The following is an 18703-nucleotide window of genomic DNA, read 5'->3' as shown; positions in this document are numbered from 1 at the left end:
GTCCTGCGGCTGGTCGCGGGCGTGGTACATCTTCGCGCTGCTGAAGTACCTGGCCCGCGACCAGCCGCAGGACCGTGCCGAGCACGAGGAACACGAACAGCGCACAGGTGATGTAGAAGCCGATCATGATGACGGCGAGCGACTTGAGCGCGTCCACGCCCGTCTCGCCGACCACCCCGGCTATCGCGCCGAAGGCACCCACCGGGGCCACCCACATGATCATGGACAGCACGCGGAACACCAGCCGCTGTATGTGGCCGATCCCACGCAGCACCGGTTCGCCGCTCTTGCCCATGGCCTGCAGCGCGAAGCCGACCAGCAGCGCGATCAGCAGGGTCTGCAGCACCTCCTGCACGGTGAAGGCGGAGACGAGCGTGGTCGGGATGATCCCGAGCAGGAAGTCCGTGGTGGACTCGTGGGCGCCCGCCGCCTGGCCCTGCCCGGCCTCTGCCGCCGCATGGGTCAGGTGCAGGCTGCTGCCCGGCTCGAGGATGTTGCCGACGACCAGGCCGATGGCGAGCGCGACGGTCGACATCACCAGGAAGTAGCCGAGCGCCAGGCCGCCGACCGCGCCGACCTTCGCGGCCTTCCGCACCGAGCCGACGCCGAGCACGATCGTGCAGAAGATGATCGGCGAGATCATCATCTTGATGAGACTCACAAAGCCGGTGCCGATCGGCTTGAGCTCCACGGCGGTGTCGGGGGCGACGAAGCCCACCAGGATGCCGAGCCCGACCGCGGCGATCACCGCGATGTAGAGGAGGTGAATCCGGTCCTTCTTCGGCCGCCCGGCATCCGTACCCACGGAATCCGGCGGCGAGGTCTGCGCAGCCACGGTGCTGCCCCCTTCTGCTCTGCCGTCCAGCTGTCCCGGCTGATGCGTCGTGCGGCTCGCACTTCGCCCTGAACGGTCCCGAGGACTATGCACCCCGCCTGTGATGGCGGTCACCCTTCCGTTCATTTCGTTCACGAAACGGCCATGTGCACACTGTGTGGCATGCGCGTCCCCCGTCCCCGGAGTCTGGCAGGCCAGCTGTTCGCCATGCAGGTGGTCCTGGTCGCCGTCGTGGTCGCCGGGTGCGCGGTCTTCTCGTACGTCACCGGCCGGAGCCAGGCAGAGGAGTCCGCGCGCCGCCAGGCCACCGCCGCCGCGACCGCCGTCGCCGACTCGCCGGCGGTCGCCGAGGCCGTACGGTCCGACGACCCCACCGCCCGGCTCCAGCCGTACGCGGAGCAGGTGCGCCATGACACCGGTGTCGCCTTCGTCACCATCATGAATACGCGGGGCATCCGCTGGACCCATCCCGATCCGGCCCGTATAGGGGAGGAGTTCCTCGGCAACACCGGGCCCGCGCTGCACGGCCGGATCTTCGACGAGACGTACACCGGCACCCTGGGCGCGTCCGTGCGCGTGGTGGCCCCGGTGCGCGACGCTCAGGCCGGGGGCAAGATCACCGCGCTGGTCAGCGCGGGCATCACCGTCGACACCATCAGCGCGCAGGTGCGCCGCCAGATGCTGGCGCTGTTCGTCGTCGCGTTCGCCGCGCTGGCGATCGGCGGCATCGGCACCTACGTCATCAATGCCCGGCTGCGCCGCCATACCCACGGTATGAACGCCGGCGAGCTGAGCCGGATGCACGACTACCACCAGGCCGCGCTGCACGCCGTCCGCGAAGGGCTGCTGATGCTCGACGGGCGGCGGCGGATCGCACTGATCAACGACGCCGGCCGGGAACTGCTCGGCCTGTCCGAGAACTCGGTGAACTCGGTCGGCCGCTACGTCTCCGACCTCGGCCTGCCCCCGTCGCTGACCGGCGCCCTGCTGGCCGCCGAGCCACGGGTGGACGAGCTGCATCTGACCGCCCAGCGGGTCCTGGTCGTCAACACCTCCCCGGTCAGCAGCGGAGAGCAGCGCGGCACGGTCGTCACACTGCGCGACCACACCGAACTCCAGGCGCTGTCGGGCGAGTTGGACTCCGTACGCGGCTTCGCCGAGGCCCTGCGCTCCCAAGCGCACGAGGCCGCCAACCGGCTGCACACCGTCGTCTCGCTCATCGAGCTGGGGCGGGCCGAGGAGGCGGTCGACTTCGCGACCGCCGAACTGGAGCTGGCGCAGGCGCTGACCGACCAGGTGGTGGGGGCCGTCGCCGAACCGGTGCTGGCCGCCCTGCTGCTGGGCAAGGCCGCCCAGGCCAATGAGCGCGGCGTGGAGCTCGTCCTCGCCCCCGACACCCGTATCGACGACGGGCTGCTGCCGCCCGGCCTCCCGGCCCGCGACCTGGTCACCATCCTCGGCAACCTCATCGACAACGCGACGGACGCCGCCGCCGAGGGCGCCGGCCGCGGCGCGGCCCGCAGCGCCCGCGTGACGGTCACCGCGCGCGCCGTCGCCGACGAGCTGACGCTGCGCGTAAGCGATACGGGCGCCGGTCTTGACCCGGCGACGGCCGAGGCGGCCTTCGGGCGCGGCTGGAGCACCAAGTCCGCGGGGCGGGGGCTGGGGCTCGCCCTCGTACAGCAGGCGGTGCGGCGCAATTCCGGCACGGTGGAGGTGTCCCGGACGCCGGACGGCGGCGCGGAATTCACGGTCCGAATGCCGCTGACGGAAGCCGCGCTCGCAGAACCAGGGACCTCCCTCACGAAAGCCATCCCGAAGCAGCCCTCCCCACCGGAACCCGCCCAAGAGCCACCCGCCCAAGAAGAGGAACCCGCCCGATGAGCCCGAGCCCGTCGCAGGCGAACCCGGCGCGGCCCGCCCCGATACGGGTCCTCGTCGTCGAGGACGACCCGGTCGCCGCGGACGCGCACCGGATGTATGTGGAGCGGGTCCCCGGCTTCTCGGTCGTCGGCGTGGCGCGGACGCGCGGCGACGCGCAGCGCCAGCTGGAGCGCACGCCCGCCGATCTGTTGCTCCTGGATCTGTATTTGCCCGATGGACATGGTCTGCAGCTGCTCCGGGCGTTGCGTGCGACAGGTCACACCGCGGATGTGATCGCGGTCACCTCGGCCCGTGACCTGGCGGTGGTCCGCGAGGGCGTCTCGCTCGGGGTGGTGCAGTACGTACTCAAGCCGTTCACATTCGCAACGCTTCGGGACCGGCTGCTGCGCTACGCGGAATTCCGCGCGAGCGTGGGCGAGGCCAGCGGCCAGGACGAGGTGGACCGCGCGCTGGCCGCACTGCGCGCGCCGCAGCCGGCCGAGCTGCCCAAGGGGCTGACCCCGGCCACTCTGCAGGCCGTGACCGACACCCTGCGCGCCGCCGCGGACGGGATCTCCGCCGCCGCGACGGCGGAGGCGGTGGGGATCTCGCGGATCACCGCGCGCCGCTATCTGGAGCACCTGGTCGACGCGGGGCGCGCGGCGCGGGCGCCGCAGTACGGGCAGGTCGGCCGCCCCGAGCTGGTCTACCGCTGGCTGACTGCCGGCTGACCGCCGACCGACCGCCGACCGACCAAGCAATAGGAAACTTTCCTATCCACCATCTTGTCGGCGCGGCGACGGCTCGCTAGGTTCACAGCCGCAACCCCCCGCATGGACGGATGTTCGGTACACATATGCTCCCCCCGAACCCGTCGCCTCCTCCCCTCACCCCCCTCAGGAGGACCACACCGCCATGAAGATGTCCAAGCGCAGCCGCAGGCTCGCCCTCACCGCGACCTGCGCGCTGATAGCCACCGGCGGCGCGGCGACCCTCGCCGCGACCGGCGCCCAGGCCAGCCCGACCGCGAAGGCCGCCCCGGCCGCGAAGGCCGCCCCGGCCGTGAAGGCCGCCGCCAGCGGCCAGACCGGCCCGTACCTCTACCTGGGCTGGGGCAGCCCGCCCAAGGCGACCGATGTGATGTCGGCCACCGGCACCACCCAGTTCACGATGGCCTTCATCCTCTCGGACGGCGGCTGCAACCCGAAGTGGGACGGCTCCCGCGCGCTCACCGGCGGCACCGATCAGTCCACGATCAACTCCATACGCTCGGCCGGCGGCGATGTCACGGTGTCCTTCGGCGGCTGGAGCGGTAACAAGCTCGGCGAGAAGTGCTCCTCCGCCTCCGCGCTGGCGGGCGCGTACCAGAAGGTGATCGACGCCTACAAGCTCAAGTCGATCGACATCGACATCGAAGCGAGCGAGTTCGAGAACGCGACGGTCCGGCAGCGGGTGATCGACGCGCTGAAGATCGTCAAGCAGAAGAACAGCGGCATCAAGGTGTACGTCACCTTCGGCACGACCACCAGCGGCCCCGACTCCAACGGCAAGGACCTGGTCAAGCGCGGCGCCGCGTCCGGCGTCGACGTGGACGGCTGGGCGGTCATGCCCTTCGACTTCGGCCAGGGCTCCGTGGACATGGCGGCGGCCACCAAGTCGGCGGTCGACGGTCTGAAGAACACGGTCGCGAGCGCGTACGGTCTGTCCTCCGACGACGCGTACCGCAAGGTCGGCTTCTCCTCCATGAACGGCAAGACCGATGTCGCTGGTGAGACGGTCACCCTCGACAACTTCAAGTCCGTGGTCTCGTACGCCAAGAGCCACCACCTGGCCCGGGTCAGCTTCTGGTCGCTCAACCGCGACCGCAAGTGCGGCTCCGGCGGGGACGCGGACGCGTGCAGCGGCATCGACCAGGGGACGTACGACTTCACCAAGGTGCTGGCGGGCTACACCGGCTGAGGGCTTACCGCCTGGTTCCCTCCGGGCTGGCGTTCGATCAAGGGCGTTCCTGGTCAAGGGGATTGACCTTGACTCGGGCCCGACCGTACGGTCGGGCCGCAGCCCCAGAGGCCAGCAAGGAGGTCGTGCCAGTGCGCCCCACCGCCCCACTGATCCTCACAGCCGCCGCCCTCGTCGCCGCCGCAGGACTCACCGCCTGCGGCGGCGGCTCGGGCAGCGACCCGGACACCGTCAAGATCGCCTACAACCGCAGCACCGACAACAAGATCAGATTCAAGGACAACTTCCTGGCCGGAGTGAAAAAAGAGTTCGAGAAGGCGAACCCCGGCAAGAAGGTCAAACTGATCCCGATCCAGGCCCAGGACAACGACTACGCCACCAAGGTCCAGCAGATGATGCGGTCCCCCAAGACCGCGCCTGACCTGGTCTACGAGGACACCTTCCGGATCAACTCCGACATCACGGCGGGTTATCTGCGCCCCCTCGACGAGTATCTGGCCAAGTGGCAGACCTGGGACCAGTTCGTCGACACCGCGAAGGCGGCGGCCAAGGCCGAGGACGGCAAGACGTACGGCATCCCGGACGGCACCGACACCCGCGGCCTGTGGTTCAACAAGAAGATCTTCGCCAAGGCCGGACTGCCGGCCGACTGGCAGCCGGGGAGCTGGGACGACATCCTCGCCGCCGCCCGCACGATCAAGAAGAAGGTCCCCGACGTCATCCCGCTCAACGTCTACACCGGCAAGGCCCCCGGCGAGACCGCCGTGATGCAGGGCTTCGAGATGCTGCTGTACGGCACGGGCGAGAACCCGCTGTACGACCCGAAGGCGAAGAAGTGGGTCACCGGCGGCAAGGGGTTCGAGGACGCCCTCGGCTTCATCAAGACCGTCTACGACGAGAAGCTGGGCCCCGACGTCTCCGACGCCCTCGACCCCAACGTCGGCACCACCGTCTCCAGCGAATGGCTGCCGGAGGAAAAGCTCGCCATCGACCTCGACGGCTCCTGGCTCGGCCAGAACTGGCTGAAGACCGGCGGCAAGCCATGGCCCGAATGGTCCAAGACCCTCGGCCAGGCGGCCATGCCCACCCAGAACGGCCAGGCACCCGGCAAGGTCAGCATGTCCGGCGGCTGGACCTGGGCGATCACCGCCAAGTCCAAGAACCCCGACCTGGCCTGGAAGTTCATCGAGCAGATGCAGACCAAGAAGAACGCGGTCGAATGGTGCGTGGTCGACGCACAGATCGCGGTCCGCAAAGACGTGGCGAAGGACCCGCGCTATCTGTCGTCCATGCCGGGGATCACCTTCTTCACTGACCTGGTGAAGTACACCCACTACCGGCCGGCGCTCCCCGTCTACCCCCAGGTCTCCACCGCGATCGGCGAGGCCATGGAGTCGGTGACCACGGGTGACGCCTCCCCCGACAAGGCGGCCGAGTCCTACGGCGACCAACTCAAGACGATCGCCGACGGCGCCACGGTGGCCAAGGACTGATGGCGACCGCGACCAAGGTGGCGGCGGCTCCGGCGGCCCCGGCCCGCCCGAGACGCCGCCCCCTGCGCTGGCTCCCCCTCGCCCCGGCGACGGTGCTCCTGCTGCTCTTCCTCGGCGGGCCGATCGGCTACTGCGTCTACATCGCCTTCACCAATATGCAGCTCACCGGCGCCGCCACCACGGACTTCGTCGGCCTCGACAACTTCCAACGCGCCTTCGAGGACGACAACTTCCGCAACGCGGTCATCCTCACCCTCGTCTTCACCCTGCTGTCCTCGCTGATCGGCCAGAACACCCTGGGGCTGGCCCTCGCCACCGCCATGCAGCGCGCCTCCAAGCCCGTACGGACCATCACCGGCTCGATCGTCATCGCGGCGTGGGTCGTACCCGAGATCGTCGCGGGCTTTCTGCTGTACGCCTTCTTCCGCCGCGAGGGCACGCTCAACGCCATCCTGGACTGGCTCCACCTGCCGTCCCAGAACTGGCTCTACACCCTCCCCATCCTCGCCGTCTCCTTCGCCAACGTCTGGCGCGGCACGGCCTTCTCCATGCTCGTCTACTCCGCCGCGCTCTCCGAAATCCCCAAGGAGATCAACGAGGCCGCGGAGGTCGACGGCGCGAGTGGGCCGCGCCGCTTCTGGCACATCACCCTGCCGATGATCCGCCGCTCCATCGGCACGAACCTGATGCTCAACACGCTCCAGACGCTGTCCGTCTTCGGCCTCATCTGGGCCATGACCCGAGGCGGCCCCGGCAACCGCAGCCAGACCCTGCCGGTCTTCATGTACGACCAGGCGTTCAACAAGTCCCTGATCGGCTACGGCACGGCGGTCGCGCTGCTGTTGCTGCTGGTGGGTGCGGTGTTCTCGCTGGTCTACCTGCGGTTGATGCGCGACGAGGTCTGAACGACGGCCTCCCGGAAGGCGGTCCAGGCGGCGGGCGCCACGCGCAGTATGGGGCCCTCGGGGTGCTTGGAGTCGCGTATCGCGACGGTGTCGGGGTGGTTGGTGGCCACCTCGACGCATTCGTGGTCACCGTTGCTGTAGCTCGACTTGCGGAACTCAAGCGTGCTCATCTCTCACACCTCTTCACGGAGAACGTTGATGAATGTCTTGCTCTCCGACTCAGTGAGGGCGCTTCGGGAGATCTCCTCAAAGAGATCCTGGTGCTGGGCGGCTTCGTCGCCTCCCTCAACCCACAACTGGCCGAAGGCGGTTTCTGTATACACCACGTCCATGGCACCGGGCTCAGCGAACGAAATGATGTTGAAGGCTCCGTTCATGCCCAAGTGCGCCCCGGCCGTGAACGGCAGCACCTGAACCGTGATGTGGGACCGATCCGTGACGTGGCAGAGATGCACCAACTGCGAGCGCATGACCTCCGGCCCGCCGACATGTTGCCGGAGCGCACCTTCATGGATCAGCGCCCGTAGTGCCAGCACAGGTTCTTCGGTGAGCCGCCGCTGACGGGCCACTCTGGCGGCAACGAACTGTTCGCCCTCGTCCGGGTGGCCGCGCATCGAGTTGCCGAGGGCCAATGCGCGGGCGTAATCAGGGGTCTGCAGCAGACCGGGCACAAGGCTGAGCTGCCACGTCCTGATGCTTGTCGCCACGTTCTCCAGGGCGACGTACTCCTGCATTACTCCGAGGTTCGGGAAGTCGTCCCACCACCCCTTGGCCCTGCGGCGCTCGCGGTCGACCCGCGCCAGCTCCAGCAGCCCGCCCACAACCGCAGGATCGCTCACGCCGTAGAGCTCGCACAAGGCCCGGATGTCCGGGTCGCGCATGGGGACCCAGCCGCGCTCCATCTTGGCGACCTTGGTGGTGGATGCCGTGAGGGCTTTGGCGGCGTGCCCCTGCGTAAGCCCCGCCTCGGTACGGAGCTTGATGAGCTCACCGCCGAGTCTGCGCCCCAGAACGGTTGATGTGCTGTTCCCCTGCATCAGCTGACTCGTAGTCACGTGCCCAGTCTGGCGTCAGCGGATACACCCTCGCAAACCAGATCGGAGGATTTCCTCCAAGAGGAACTTGTGTTGATCTCGCAGACGACGCTACGGTCCGTGATGAACCGCTCGCGCAGCGAGGCGAGTCGGCGGGCCGCGACCCGCCATGCCCTCGCGCGCTCGGGCCAATTCCCGCCGCCTGCTGGAGGTGCGTGATGGCATTCGCGCCGCAAGACCCACGGATTCCAGACCCCAACGACCCCGTCGTCCATCACGACCGCGTCGACTACTCCCCGTTTCCCAAAAGCGTGACCTTCGCCCGCCGCTACACCGCCAGACTGGTTGCTCACTGGGGCCACCCCGCCCTCGCTGACGACGCCGCGCTCATCGTCTCCGAGCTGGCCAGCAACGCCGTGCTGCACGGCGGCGTCCCTGGGCGTCACTTCCGCGTTCAGCTCACCCTCACCAAAACCCTCCTGCGCATCGCCGTATCCGACGCCAAGGGTGAACGCCTCCCCCAGCCGCGCCGCCCCACCCCCGACGACAAGTTCGGGCGCGGGCTCCTCATCGTGCGCGCGCTGGCGACCCGCTGGGGCGTACGGGAGCGGACCGTGGGCAAGGAAGTCTGGGTCGAACTCGACCTGGCAACCTCCCCGGTCGAACTCTGATCGGACCACGGATGCCGCCGGACGTCCCGTACGAGCAGCAGCAGTTCGCGTCGCTGATGACCGAGAACGGCGTGCTGGCCATGGAGCCCGAGGAAGCCTCCGACATGGCCGCGCGCATCCGCGACCGCATCGCAGCCCGGGGCGGGCTCGGCGCACACGGGTGACTTACCGGTAGTAGGCGTCGATGGGGGTGCGTGCCTCGTCGAACAGGGCCGGGCCGTCCTGCGTCACCGTGGGCCAGTCGCCCGACTGCGGGTTGAGCTCGACAAGCTGCTCGGTGGAGAGCGCGTAGACGACCCGGCCGACGCCGGAGCGGACGATGCCGCCGCCGCACATGCCGCACGGCTGGCAACTGGTGTACAGGGTGGTGCGTGCGGCCGTGTCCGGGTCGAGTTCCCGGGCCGCCCAGCGGGCGAGCTTCAGTTCCGGGTGGGCCGTGATGTCGTTGTCGCGCCGCACTGTGTTGTGGGCCTCGGCGAGGATCGTGCCGTCCGGGCCGGCGAGCAGGGAGCCGTACGGGGCGTCGCCCAGGGTGACGGCGCGGGCCGCGATGCCGATGGCGCGTCGCAGGAGAGTTTCGTCGGCGGTGGTGCTCACGATGCTGTCCTCCAGTGTGTGGCCACGGCGGTGAGCGCCCGCCAGGCCGCGTCGGGCCGACGGGTCTCCTCCGGATCTCCGTGGTAGGGGTCGAACACGACGGTGTCGGCGCCGAGCGAGCGGAGTTCGTCGAGATCGTCGAGGATCTGCTCGATGGTGCCCACGCCGACCGGCCGTTCGGGGTCGTCGACCACAGTGGTGGTCAGCCGCAGGGCGATGCGGGGGGCGAACCCCGGCATCGCGTGGTCGGCCAGGACCGAGCGCATCCGGGTAAGTGGGAGGCGCAGCGGGTGCCAGGCGTCGCCGAACCTGACGGCGCGCCGGAGCGCCGCCTCGCTGTGGCCCCCGACCCAGACGGGTACCGCTCCGGTGCTGGACTCGGCCTCCGCGCACCAGGCGTCCCGCAACGTGCCCAGGTACTCGTCGGTCAGCCTGCCGCGCGCGGTGAACGGCACGCCGAGCGCGTCGAACTCCTGACGTGCCCAGCCGACCCCCACCCCGAGGACGAACCGGCCGCCGCTGAGCCGGTTGAGGCCGGTGGCCATGCGCGCCACCAGCAACGGGTGCCGGTAGGGCAGCACGAGCACGGTCGTGCCCAGCCGCAGCCCGGTGGTGATCCCGGCCAGCCAGGACAGCGTGGTGAACGGCTCATAGAACGGCTCCGGGTACCGCACGGCCACGTCCGGGGTCACGGCCACGTGGTCCGACACCATGAGAAGGTCGAAGCCGAGCCCCTCCACGATTCGCGCCCACTCGCGCAGCACGCCGGGATCGGTCCCCGGCCCGAAGTTCGGTACGTTGACGCCAAGTCGCATAGCCCGAGGCTATCCCCGCGATCATGGAGCACGGAACCGAAACTTCCTGGCAGCAGCGGGAGTCTCCCGTGGTTTTCCCGGTAGAATCGCGGAATGGCCGTGAACCTTGATGAAGTCGACTGGGCGATCATCGAGCAGCTGCAACGGGAGGCTCGTATCTCCCTCAGTGAGCTGGGGCGGCGCGTGAATCTCAGCTCGTCGGCCACTACGGAACGGGTGCGGAATCTGGAGTCGCTGGGGGTCATCACCGGTTACCACGCGGTGGTGGACCTGGCCAAGGTCGGTTATCCCGTGCTCGCCGTCGTCCGGCTGAAGTACCCGGGTAACCACCACCAGCCGTTGCGCCGGCTGCTCGCCGAGCGGCGGGAGATCCTGGAGTGCCTGCGCACCACCGGCGACGACTGCTACACCCTGAAGGTGGCCGCGACCTCCATGGAGCATCTGGAGACACTCGTGGACGAGCTGGCCGGCTTCGGCAGCACGACCACGAGCGTCGTCTACAGCCAAACACTGCCCTATCGCGGACCCAACCGGCCGTGACCAGCAGCGGGACCGCTGAGCCGGTCATCCTGAGTGCGATGGAGCTGATGTCCGATCCGGACCTGGCAGCCCGGTTCGCGGAGTCGGCCCACCGGATCCTGGCGGATCTGGTCCGCGGGGGTGCCGCGCTCGGCTGGGTCGAACCGCCCCCACGCCCAGAGGTGGCGGAACTCCTCGGCCAGGTCGTCGCCACGGTGCGGGCCGGGGATGGCGCCCTGCGCGCCGCCTACCTCGACCGTCGGCTGGTCGGTCTGGGGTACTGGCTGCGCTACGCCCGACCGACCCATCGGCCGCATGCCGATCTGGAGAAGATCGCGGTGGATGGAGCCGCCCATGGGCGTGGCATCGGCCGGGCGCTGACCGCTGCCTTGATCACCGACGCCCGGCGGGCGGGTATCGAAGTCCTCACCCTGGACGCCCGTGGCGACAACACCAAGGCCCTGGACCTCTACCGGTCGCTGGGCTTCAGCGAATACGGCCGCCTGCCCGACTTCGTCGCCGTCGGCGAACGCCGTTACGACAAGGTCTTCTACATGATCGATTTCCGCCGCCAAGATCGCACCGCCCCGCACTCCTAGGGCCGTTAGCATCGGCATGGTCCAGTTACCGAGAACGTGGCGGACGGCGGACGGTCACCCGAAGCGGTAGATGCCGGTCCGGTTCAGGCCTCCCCCCACCCCCTCTCAAAGAAATACTTGATGCAGAGCAAGCATTTTTTTGAGAGGGCGGCCCCGGGGAACAGCGGTTGGCGCTAAGCGATTGATCTTGCTGGCTCCTCAGTCCGTGTGGGCTGGAGGACCTGGTCCTGGAGGCGCTGGCGGAGGTCGACTTCCTCCGGGGTGAGCGGATCGTCTGGCCGCCGGATGCGGACTCGGCGGGGGCGGGGGATGTCGTCGACGTCCTGAAGGTCGGCGAAGTCGGCGCGGGCCGCTGCGACGGCTTCGGGGTACGCCTCCTTCTTCTCGTGTTCGGCGAGTGCGCGGTAGATGCTCGCGACGCTGGGGGCCTGGCCCTTGCGCTTGCCGGTGGGGATGATCAGGTCGGGCTGGATCTGCTCGACTGACTCGCCGTTCGCGCGGCGCCGCAGCACGGTGTGCAGCATGTCGTCGGTGATGACGGGTGGCCGGCCGCCGTGCTTGCCCTTGCGAGCCGCCGCGTCGAGTCCTTCGAGGGTCGACTCCCGGATGTTCTCCCGCTCGGTCTCCGCCATCGCCGCGAAGAACGCAAACAGCAGTCGGCCCGGCCCGCGGGGGTCGTACATCCCTGGCAGGGGCCCGGCGAGCATCTCCAAGACCAGGCCGTGGGCAGTGAGGTGGTCGGCGAGCGCGGTGAGTTCGGCGGCGTCGCGGCCCAGGCGCTTCATCTCGTACACGGTGAAGATGACCCGGCAGTGCGGGGCGTGGGCCTTGATCTGGCGGGCGAGCGCGAGCGCGGCCTCGAACTGGGGCCGGACGCGAACCCGGGTGCTGATCTTCTCGGAGAACACTTTGTCGCGCGGGATGCCGTGCTTGGCCAAGGCGTCGAGCTGCGACTGGAGTTCCTGGGTGAGCGTCGAGCACCTTGCGTACCCGATGCGGATGTCTGCGTTCGAGGTGTCCGGCGCCAGGGCGAGCGGGACCGAAGTGCCAGGGCGCCACGGCTGGCCCGGCCCGCGGTCGGCGGGGGTGGGCACGCGCAGGAGCTTGGCGAGTCGGGGCACCTTCGTGAAGCGGCCGGTGTGGTAGGTGCCGGCGACCGCGCCGGAGCGCGAGCGGCACGGCGAGCCGGGTTCGGCCCGGCAGCGCGGGCAGGGCTGGCGCTCGACCTCGTCCGCGTCGCTCGGCGAGGCTTCTTGAGGGACCGCCATGCCCCCGTTGTTGTCACAAACGATTCTCAGAAGTACCCCGAACCCGTCTTTGAGTGAGAACGAGTTCTGCGAACCGAACCGGTGCTTCGCGATCGCCGGGCCGCCGTCTTGGATCTTGCTCGGGCAAAGGACTGTTTATGAGAATCGGGGCAGGGGGCCGCGCTGCGCCATCCCGGAGAAACGGGACCAGGCCGCCGCCCACTGGAAGAAGATCGTGCGCCTCGCCTTTCCCGGCAGGCGCTGACAGGCGAATACCGACACGCGCCAAGGTGGCGTTAGGCGGGCTGCAGGGCGGGCGTTGCCGGAGCGGCCGCGACCTTGCGGGTCTCGCGCATTATCAGCAGGCCGTTGACCACCATCAGTGTCGCGGTCAGGCAGTGGACGCCGAGCGCGGTGGCCACGGAGCCGTGATGGGCCAGCACGGTGGCCATGTCGCCGTACGCGGCGAGGGCCTCCACCAGCAGCACCCAGCCCAGCGCCCGGCGGTGGCCCGTCACCAGCAGGATGCCCAGGACCAGGGCCAAGACGACGTCGCGGATTCCCTTGATGATCAGGAAGCCGCCGCCGTCGCCGGACGGCCAGCTCGGCAGGCCGAAGCCCGGGGCCGTCGTCTCCGGGCTCAGGATGAATTCCGTCCCGAACCAGAGGATGAAGAGGATGAAGGCGGCGGCCAGGACGGTGTTGATCTTCTTCAGCGGCATTGTTCTTCTCCTTGCGAGTCTTCGTCGGCTTGGTGAGCTTCGTGGAGCTTGCTGAGTCGTGTGGGGCCTGATCAGGCCGCGCGGACGCGGCTGATCGAGGGGCGTAGTTTGTCGGGATCACCGTTGTGGGATCTGAGCGGCAGCTGCATTCCCGGATGTCGGGATTTCGGTGGCCAGCTGCCGCCCGGGGAATGGGGATTGTGCGCCACCGGCGCGGCGTCGGCCCGCGGGGTCAGCAATCCGAAGCCCTGTCGGGCTCACCCCGACGGGGCGAAAGCCGTTGACATAACGGGGCGAATCAGTGCATGCCGGGGCGGCTTCGGTATCAGGTGAGGGCGGCGACCAGCAGGGCGAAGGCGGCGATGATGACGGCGACGCGGACGTAGTGGAAGCGTTCCCAGCGGTGCAGCTGCTGCTTCCAGTCGGCGGGCCGGTTGTCGGGGGTCCAGGTCTTGTTTCGGTTGTTGATCGGGACGAGCAGCAGCATCGACATGACCACGCTGACGATCAGCAGGCCGGCGGCGGTGACGACGAGTCCGGCGCCGTGGTGGTGCCATCCGGCGACAGCCCAGATCGCGCTGAGGACGAGCGAGCCTATGTACCAGAACGGCATCAGGGCGCCGAGCATCCGGCCGCCGTGGGCGTGGCCGAGCTGGCCGCTGTCCTCGGGAAGCGCGTCCAGGATCCGGTTCATGATGAAGGCGACGGAGAACTCCACCCCCACCATCACGCCGACGATCACGGTGGTGACGACCTCGAGTGCGTTGAGCATGATGCCCCCCTGGCATCTAGTGTTGCTAGGTGATGAGGCAACGCTAGTACTACTGCCGCTCGATTGTCTAGCGGTGATAGGATCGAATCATGTCGGTACAGGAACGCAAGCAGCGCGAACGGGCGGAGCGCGAACGTCTCATCTTGGCGACGGCCCGCGAACTCGCCGAGCAGCGGGGCTGGGACGCGGTCACCACCCGCCGCCTCGCCGAGCGCATCGAATACAGTCAGCCCGTCCTCTACAGCCACTTCCGCGGCAAGCGCGAGATCATCGGCGCCGTCGCCCTGGAGGGCGCCACCGAGATGGCCGCGGCGGTGCGGGCCGCGACCTCCGCCGAGGACGACCCGCGCGCCCGGGTCACCGCCCTGGCCCGCGCCTACCTCGACTTCGCCGAGCACAACCCCGCGGTCTACGACGCCTTGTTCCAGCTCGACGGCGGCCTGGCGTACGCGCAGGAGGACACCCCCGAGCCGCTGAAGGACGCCTTCGCCGCCCTGCTCGAGTGCCTCGCCGAGGTCGCCGGGGACGGCGTCCACCCGGGGCTGTTCACCGAGGTGTTCTGGGCATCCCTGCACGGCATTGCGACCCTGACCCGGGCGGGACGGCTGCTGCCGGAGGACGCCGCGCAGAGGGTGGAGCTGCTCGTGGACCGGCTCGCCTTGGTCTGACACACCGTCCCGGCGGGCACGCAGCCGGGGCCCTCGGGCCCCGCCGCTGCCTGCCTGCGGCATCGCTCTTGGTCACTCGCGCCCACACGGCGCAGCCGCAGATCGCCGGGCCCCGTACCCAGACGGGCACCCGGGCGGCGAAGCTGTAGCGGCCCAGGCAGTTGAGGTTGGCGCGCTTCAGCGGGGAGACCCGGGCCACGTCGTCGTCCAGGACGTCATGCTCCCGCTCCTCGGGAGGCAGGGCCCGCAGGTGGCCGACGGCGGCGTCGAGGTAGCGCGTTGTCCAGAGCACGGCGGCATTGAGGACCAGGCCGAGCGCGCCGAGTTGGTCCTCCTGCCCCGTCCTGTATGCCTGCATGATCTGCCCGCGCTTGCCGTGGCAGATGTCGCGGGCGAGCTTGTGCCGTGACTCCTGGACGGTAAGCTGCCGGTTCATCTGGCGCCGGCCGCAATCACGCTCATGACCAGGCGAATCACCCGCCGAAGCTCCCGCAGGAGCGGGCAGCCGCCATCTCACGAAGCGCAATGGGACTGATCAATCCGGCGGTGGCGGTCACCACCGCCACCCAAGGCCGTCCGGCTTCCTCGGCCTGCCGAGTAGGCAATGACTACCGACGCGAGTGGACGCACCCCAAGGCGATCGTAGTCCGGGGATCGAAAACAGGCTCTTAACTTGTTCTTTAACCTCCGTCCCTACTCTGACGCTCCCCCTTAATGGGGTGATCATGACGAGCTGATCCGACACACTGGTTCGATGCGGCACGATGATGAACAGCCTTTGTCCGGCGGCAACGTCAGTGATGGTGTCGTTCGCGTCGGGGACACCGTTCGCCGTCCGGCCGGACCATGGACTCCCGCTGTGCATGCCCTGCTTGCCCACCTGCACGAGGTGGGATTTGGCGCGGCGCCTCGCCCACTCGGCATTGACGATCAGGGGCGTGAGGTCCTGTCCTTCATGCCGGGAGATGTGGTCTGGCCCGATCGGTTCTCGCTGATGGAACCCGCTCGACAACTGGCTCGCGTTGCACGGCTGATCCGGGACTTCCACGACGCTGTGCATGACTTCACGCCGCCGTCCGATGCGCAGTGGCAGACGCTGATCCCCGCTGAGGGCAGTGACATCATCGCCCATAACGACCTGGCCCCTTGGAACCTCGTGGTCGCAGACGAGGCACGGTGGGCCTTCATCGACTGGGACGCTGCAGGTCCCGGCTCGCGCCTGTGGGATGTCGCATACGCCATTCACGGGTTCATCCCGCTGTCCGCGCATCCGGACTGGCAGAGCCCGGACGCGGCGGACCGACTGCGAGTCTTCGCCGACGCCTACGGTCTCGCCGAGTCCGAACGTCGTCGGTTGGTCCCTCTGCTGGGGCGCCGTACGCGTTCCATGCACGACTTCCTGCGCGACCAGGCAGCCCAAGGAGCCCAGCCCTGGGCAAGGCTGTGGGCTGAAGGCCACGGCGACGCCTGGCGAAACGACGCCGAATACGTCGAGCAACGCGAAGACCAGTGGATGCAGGCCCTGCTCGCCGGCTGAGGCATCAGTGCCCGTGCCTGGCTCCCGGCGTCGAACGACATCTCGAACTGGATCACTCACCTGGGCATTCGCCGGACATTGAAGCGGCCTTCGTCTGATCATGTGCTCCGACCAAGGTGCACCGATCGAGACGAAGGCCGTGAGAGTGAGTCTGCTGCCTGACGCCGGTCCCGGGGAGGCGTTCGCGCAAGCGTCACGCTTCCGGGAGGACTTATTCGACTGTCTGACCGCGCGGGGGGACGAACTGTTCGAACTCGTGGACGCGTTGTTGTGCGCGGACGGTCCGGTGACCTCGCCGGTGAACCTCACGCTGGTGGCCGAGCATCGGCGCGGGCACGGCGCGATGTACGAGGCGTTGAACTGCGGGAACGTGGACGTGCCCCGGCTGCGGCAGGTGCTGGCCGGTCTGCCGATGCCGCGGGCCGCCGACGGGCGCCTGGTCCTGGCGGTCGACGTCAGCAACTGGCTCCGTCCCGACGCACCGACCAGCGCGGACCGCCTGTTCTGCCACGTCTACGGTCGCAGCGGACGGTCCTCGGACCAGTTCATCCCCGGCTGGCCGTACTCCTTCGTCGCCGCCCTCGAATCGGGCCGGACGTCCTGGTGCCAGCTCCTGGACGCCGTCCGTCTCGGCCCCGAGGACGACGTCGCCGAGGTCACCGCCGCGCAGCTCCGCAGGGTGGTCACGGACCTGATCGAGATGGGCCGCTGGCACTTCGGCGACCGCGACATCCTCATCGTCTTCGACGCCGGCTACGACGCCCCGCGCATGGCCCACCTCCTGGGCGGCCTCCCGGTCGAAGTGCTGGGACGGATGCGCTCCGACCGCGTCATGCGACGGCCGACGCCCTCGCTCAAGGAGTACGCCCTGTCCTATCCCCGGGGCGGGCGACCACCGAAGCACGGCAAGGAGCTCCGCTTCGCCAAGCCGGACACCTGGGGCGAGCCGGACGCGGCCACGACGCAGGTCACCGACCGGTACGGCACCGCCCGCGCGATGGCTTGGGACCGCATCCACCCCCGCCTGACCACCCGCTCCGCCTGGATCGACCACACCGGCGAACTTCCCATCATCGAGGGCACGCTGATCCGCCTTCAGGTCGACCGCCTGCCCGGCGGAGGCGACCCGCTCCCGCTCTGGCTCTGGTCGTCCGCCACCGGCCTGAACAGCGAGGACGTCGACGTGCGCTGGCAGGCGTTCCTTAGGAGGTTCGACATCGAGCATCTCTTCAGGTTGATGAAACAGACCCTGGGGTGGACCCGTCCGAAGCTGCGCACCCCCGAGGCCGGCGAGCGCTGGACTTGGCTGATCATCGCCGCGCACACCCAGATCCGCCTTCTGCGCGAGGCCGCCGCCGACTTGCGGCGGCCGTGGGAGAAGCCCGCCGAGGCCGGTCGGCTCACCCCGGCCCGAGTCCGCCGGGGGTTTCGGAACCTCCGCCCACACCTGCACTGTCCGGCCCGTGCACCGAAACCCTCAACTCCCGGCTCTGGAAGGCCACTTGGTTCGAAGAACCGGCGGCCCGCCACCCGCTACGACGTGGGCAAGACCGTGAAACGACCCGAGAGCATCATCGAACGAAACCGACTCAGACCATAAAGAACAAGCTTAAGGTCCCCACTTCCGACGGGCCCCAGCCGCCGCGATCTGATCTCCGGTCTCGTAGCCGCCCTCGCTGCCCCAGGCGTCCTCGCGTCATGTGGGGTGCCCGACGACCGGAAGACGTCGAGGGGACCGAACTCGACAACGGACGACAAGGAGTTAAGCACGATGAACGAACAGGATCCGGTCGAGCTCCTCATGGACGCGATCAACTCGCATGACCCTCAGCGGGTCGCGGACTGCTTCACCCCGGACTACCGAGCCGAGGTGCCGCATCGACCCGCGGAGGGTTTCACCGGTAACGAACGTGTGCTCGCCAACTGGAAGGCGATCTACAGCCGCCTCCCCGACATACGGGCGAAGGTGCTGCGCCGTGCCACCGCGGGCCCGGAATTCTGGGCGGAGTTTGAGTATGTGGGTACCGGACCGGACGGCGCGACCGTTGTGCTGGGCGGGCCCGCCATCATTTGGGCCCGGGACGGACGGATCGCCCGGTCACGGTTCTACCTGGCTCCGGTCCCGGCTCCGGAGCCCGCGCCGACGGGAGGCTGACCGCTGTACCGGACCGGCGTCGTCAGGCGCTCGCCGTGTTCCGGCCGATGAGAGGGTGTCCGTGATCCCAGTCGTGCACGTCGGTCGGCGTGGGCGCCGCCTCGGCCCAGCCGGGCACGTGGTGGGCCGGCGCCGACGGCCGCAGCTCAGGCGGCGTGACGTCCGCGGGCGTGTACTCCGGCCAGCTCACCGACCAGCAGCGTCGTCCGGCGGGGATGGTCTCAGTGATCTCGCTCATCATGGATCCCTCCTGGTCTCGTGATGGGTTCAGAACCAGGCACTAACTGCTGACCGAGATCGCCGCTGACTCGC

The 18703-nt window shown here is 68.9% G+C and carries 22 protein-coding genes and 1 pseudogene; 13 read left to right on the top strand and 10 right to left on the bottom strand.

Annotated elements, in window-relative coordinates:
• A partial coding sequence (locus CCN51_RS00210; RefSeq protein ID WP_211303197.1) for a cation:dicarboxylate symporter family transporter occupies positions 1-835 on the bottom strand: 835 nt, incomplete at its 3' end.
• A 162-nt stretch (positions 836-997) separates the two neighbouring features.
• On the opposite strand from CCN51_RS00210, the gene CCN51_RS00205 reads away from it, so the two are divergent.
• The 5 genes from CCN51_RS00205 to CCN51_RS00185 all read left to right on the top strand — a co-directional run bounded on the left by CCN51_RS00205 (position 998) and on the right by CCN51_RS00185 (position 7055).
• Positions 998-2719, top strand: coding sequence for a sensor histidine kinase (locus tag CCN51_RS00205; protein ID WP_078610444.1), 1722 nt, complete (start codon positions 998-1000; stop codon positions 2717-2719).
• Complete coding sequence (locus CCN51_RS00200) at positions 2716-3429, top strand: response regulator (RefSeq protein WP_014176292.1); 714 nt, start codon at positions 2716-2718, stop codon at positions 3427-3429. Before CCN51_RS00205 ends, CCN51_RS00200 begins: the two co-directional genes overlap by 4 nt.
• A gap of 184 nt (positions 3430-3613) precedes the next feature.
• Positions 3614-4657: a chitinase gene (locus tag CCN51_RS00195; protein WP_014176293.1), complete on the top strand. Its 1044-nt coding sequence runs from the start codon at positions 3614-3616 to the stop codon at positions 4655-4657.
• Between the two features lie 131 nt (positions 4658-4788).
• Positions 4789-6150 (top strand): extracellular solute-binding protein, encoded by a 1362-nt coding sequence (locus tag CCN51_RS00190; protein ID WP_014176294.1) that lies wholly within the window; start codon positions 4789-4791, stop codon positions 6148-6150.
• A complete protein-coding gene (locus tag CCN51_RS00185) occupies positions 6150-7055 on the top strand; it encodes a carbohydrate ABC transporter permease (protein WP_014176295.1) in 906 nt (301 codons plus the stop codon). Before CCN51_RS00190 ends, CCN51_RS00185 begins: the two co-directional genes overlap by 1 nt.
• On the opposite strand, the gene CCN51_RS00180 is transcribed toward CCN51_RS00185, so the two are convergent.
• Entirely contained in the window at positions 7025-7225 is a 201-nt protein-coding gene (locus tag CCN51_RS00180; protein WP_014176296.1) for a DUF397 domain-containing protein, read from the bottom strand. The genes CCN51_RS00185 and CCN51_RS00180 overlap by 31 nt on opposite strands.
• Positions 7226-7228: 3 nt before the next feature.
• The gene (locus CCN51_RS00175; RefSeq protein WP_014176297.1) at positions 7229-8092 is read right to left on the bottom strand and encodes a helix-turn-helix domain-containing protein; all 864 of its coding nucleotides are present in this window, start codon (positions 8090-8092) and stop codon (positions 7229-7231) included.
• Between the two features lie 215 nt (positions 8093-8307).
• Here CCN51_RS00175 and CCN51_RS00170 point away from each other — a divergent pair, with 215 nt between their 5' ends.
• Together CCN51_RS00170 and CCN51_RS54745 are read left to right on the top strand one after the other, a co-directional pair.
• On the top strand, positions 8308-8760 hold the full coding sequence (locus tag CCN51_RS00170; protein ID WP_014176298.1) for an ATP-binding protein: 453 nt from the start codon (positions 8308-8310) through the stop codon (positions 8758-8760).
• Positions 8761-8771: 11 nt separating this feature from the next.
• Complete coding sequence (locus CCN51_RS54745; RefSeq protein ID WP_014176299.1) at positions 8772-8924, top strand: hypothetical protein; 153 nt, start codon at positions 8772-8774, stop codon at positions 8922-8924.
• A 1-nt stretch (position 8925) separates the two neighbouring features.
• Here the strand turns inward: CCN51_RS54745 and CCN51_RS00165 are convergent, their stop codons facing one another.
• Entirely contained in the window at positions 8926-9357 is a 432-nt protein-coding gene (locus CCN51_RS00165) for a nucleoside deaminase (protein WP_014176300.1), read from the bottom strand.
• Positions 9354-10172 (bottom strand): LLM class flavin-dependent oxidoreductase, encoded by an 819-nt coding sequence (locus CCN51_RS00160; protein ID WP_014176301.1) that lies wholly within the window; start codon positions 10170-10172, stop codon positions 9354-9356. Before CCN51_RS00160 ends, CCN51_RS00165 begins: the two co-directional genes overlap by 4 nt.
• Positions 10173-10265: 93 nt before the next feature.
• Here CCN51_RS00160 and CCN51_RS00155 point away from each other — a divergent pair, with 93 nt between their 5' ends.
• Positions 10266-10712, top strand: coding sequence for an Lrp/AsnC family transcriptional regulator (locus CCN51_RS00155; protein WP_014176302.1), 447 nt, complete (start codon positions 10266-10268; stop codon positions 10710-10712).
• 38 nt (positions 10713-10750) lie between these two features.
• The gene (locus tag CCN51_RS00150) at positions 10751-11290 is read left to right on the top strand and encodes a GNAT family N-acetyltransferase (RefSeq protein WP_055414180.1); all 540 of its coding nucleotides are present in this window, start codon (positions 10751-10753) and stop codon (positions 11288-11290) included.
• Between the two features lie 173 nt (positions 11291-11463).
• On the opposite strand, the gene CCN51_RS00145 is transcribed toward CCN51_RS00150, so the two are convergent.
• The 3 genes from CCN51_RS00145 to CCN51_RS00135 form a co-directional block, all read right to left on the bottom strand.
• Entirely contained in the window at positions 11464-12558 is a 1095-nt protein-coding gene (locus tag CCN51_RS00145; RefSeq protein ID WP_014176304.1) for a recombinase family protein, read from the bottom strand.
• Between the two features lie 275 nt (positions 12559-12833).
• Positions 12834-13259 carry a DUF4267 domain-containing protein gene (locus CCN51_RS00140; protein ID WP_014176305.1) on the bottom strand — a complete coding sequence of 142 codons (426 nt, stop codon included), beginning with the start codon at positions 13257-13259 and terminating at the stop codon, positions 12834-12836.
• Positions 13260-13584: 325 nt separating this feature from the next.
• Positions 13585-14031: an anthrone oxygenase family protein gene (locus tag CCN51_RS00135; RefSeq protein WP_014176306.1), complete on the bottom strand. Its 447-nt coding sequence runs from the start codon at positions 14029-14031 to the stop codon at positions 13585-13587.
• A gap of 89 nt (positions 14032-14120) precedes the next feature.
• Between CCN51_RS00135 and CCN51_RS00130 the strand changes: the two genes are divergently transcribed.
• On the top strand, positions 14121-14699 hold the full coding sequence (locus CCN51_RS00130) for a TetR/AcrR family transcriptional regulator (RefSeq protein WP_086859159.1): 579 nt from the start codon (positions 14121-14123) through the stop codon (positions 14697-14699).
• Between the two features lie 112 nt (positions 14700-14811).
• Here CCN51_RS00130 and CCN51_RS56835 read toward each other — a convergent pair.
• Positions 14812-15144 (bottom strand): annotated as a pseudogene (locus tag CCN51_RS56835) (Tn3 family transposase); the annotation flags it as partial.
• 309 nt (positions 15145-15453) lie between these two features.
• Between CCN51_RS56835 and CCN51_RS00120 the strand changes: the two are divergent.
• The 3 genes from CCN51_RS00120 (at position 15454) to CCN51_RS00110 (ending at position 18391) form a co-directional block, all read left to right on the top strand.
• On the top strand, positions 15454-16236 hold the full coding sequence (locus CCN51_RS00120) for a phosphotransferase enzyme family protein (RefSeq protein WP_043486740.1): 783 nt from the start codon (positions 15454-15456) through the stop codon (positions 16234-16236).
• A 145-nt stretch (positions 16237-16381) separates the two neighbouring features.
• On the top strand, positions 16382-17836 hold the full coding sequence (locus tag CCN51_RS00115) for an NF041680 family putative transposase (protein ID WP_014176311.1): 1455 nt from the start codon (positions 16382-16384) through the stop codon (positions 17834-17836).
• 171 nt (positions 17837-18007) lie between these two features.
• Positions 18008-18391, top strand: coding sequence for a nuclear transport factor 2 family protein (locus CCN51_RS00110; RefSeq protein WP_014176312.1), 384 nt, complete (start codon positions 18008-18010; stop codon positions 18389-18391).
• A gap of 22 nt (positions 18392-18413) precedes the next feature.
• Here the strand turns inward: CCN51_RS00110 and CCN51_RS00105 are convergent, their stop codons facing one another.
• Positions 18414-18629: a hypothetical protein gene (locus tag CCN51_RS00105; RefSeq protein WP_245881553.1), complete on the bottom strand. Its 216-nt coding sequence runs from the start codon at positions 18627-18629 to the stop codon at positions 18414-18416.
• Between the last annotated feature and the right edge of the window lie 74 nt (positions 18630-18703).

This window comes from Streptomyces milbemycinicus (assembly GCF_002154605.1).
GTDB lineage: Bacteria > Actinomycetota > Actinomycetes > Streptomycetales > Streptomycetaceae > Streptomyces > Streptomyces milbemycinicus.
The sequence above is the reverse complement of the archived record's forward strand: the minus strand, read 5'-3'. Positions and strand labels throughout refer to the sequence as shown.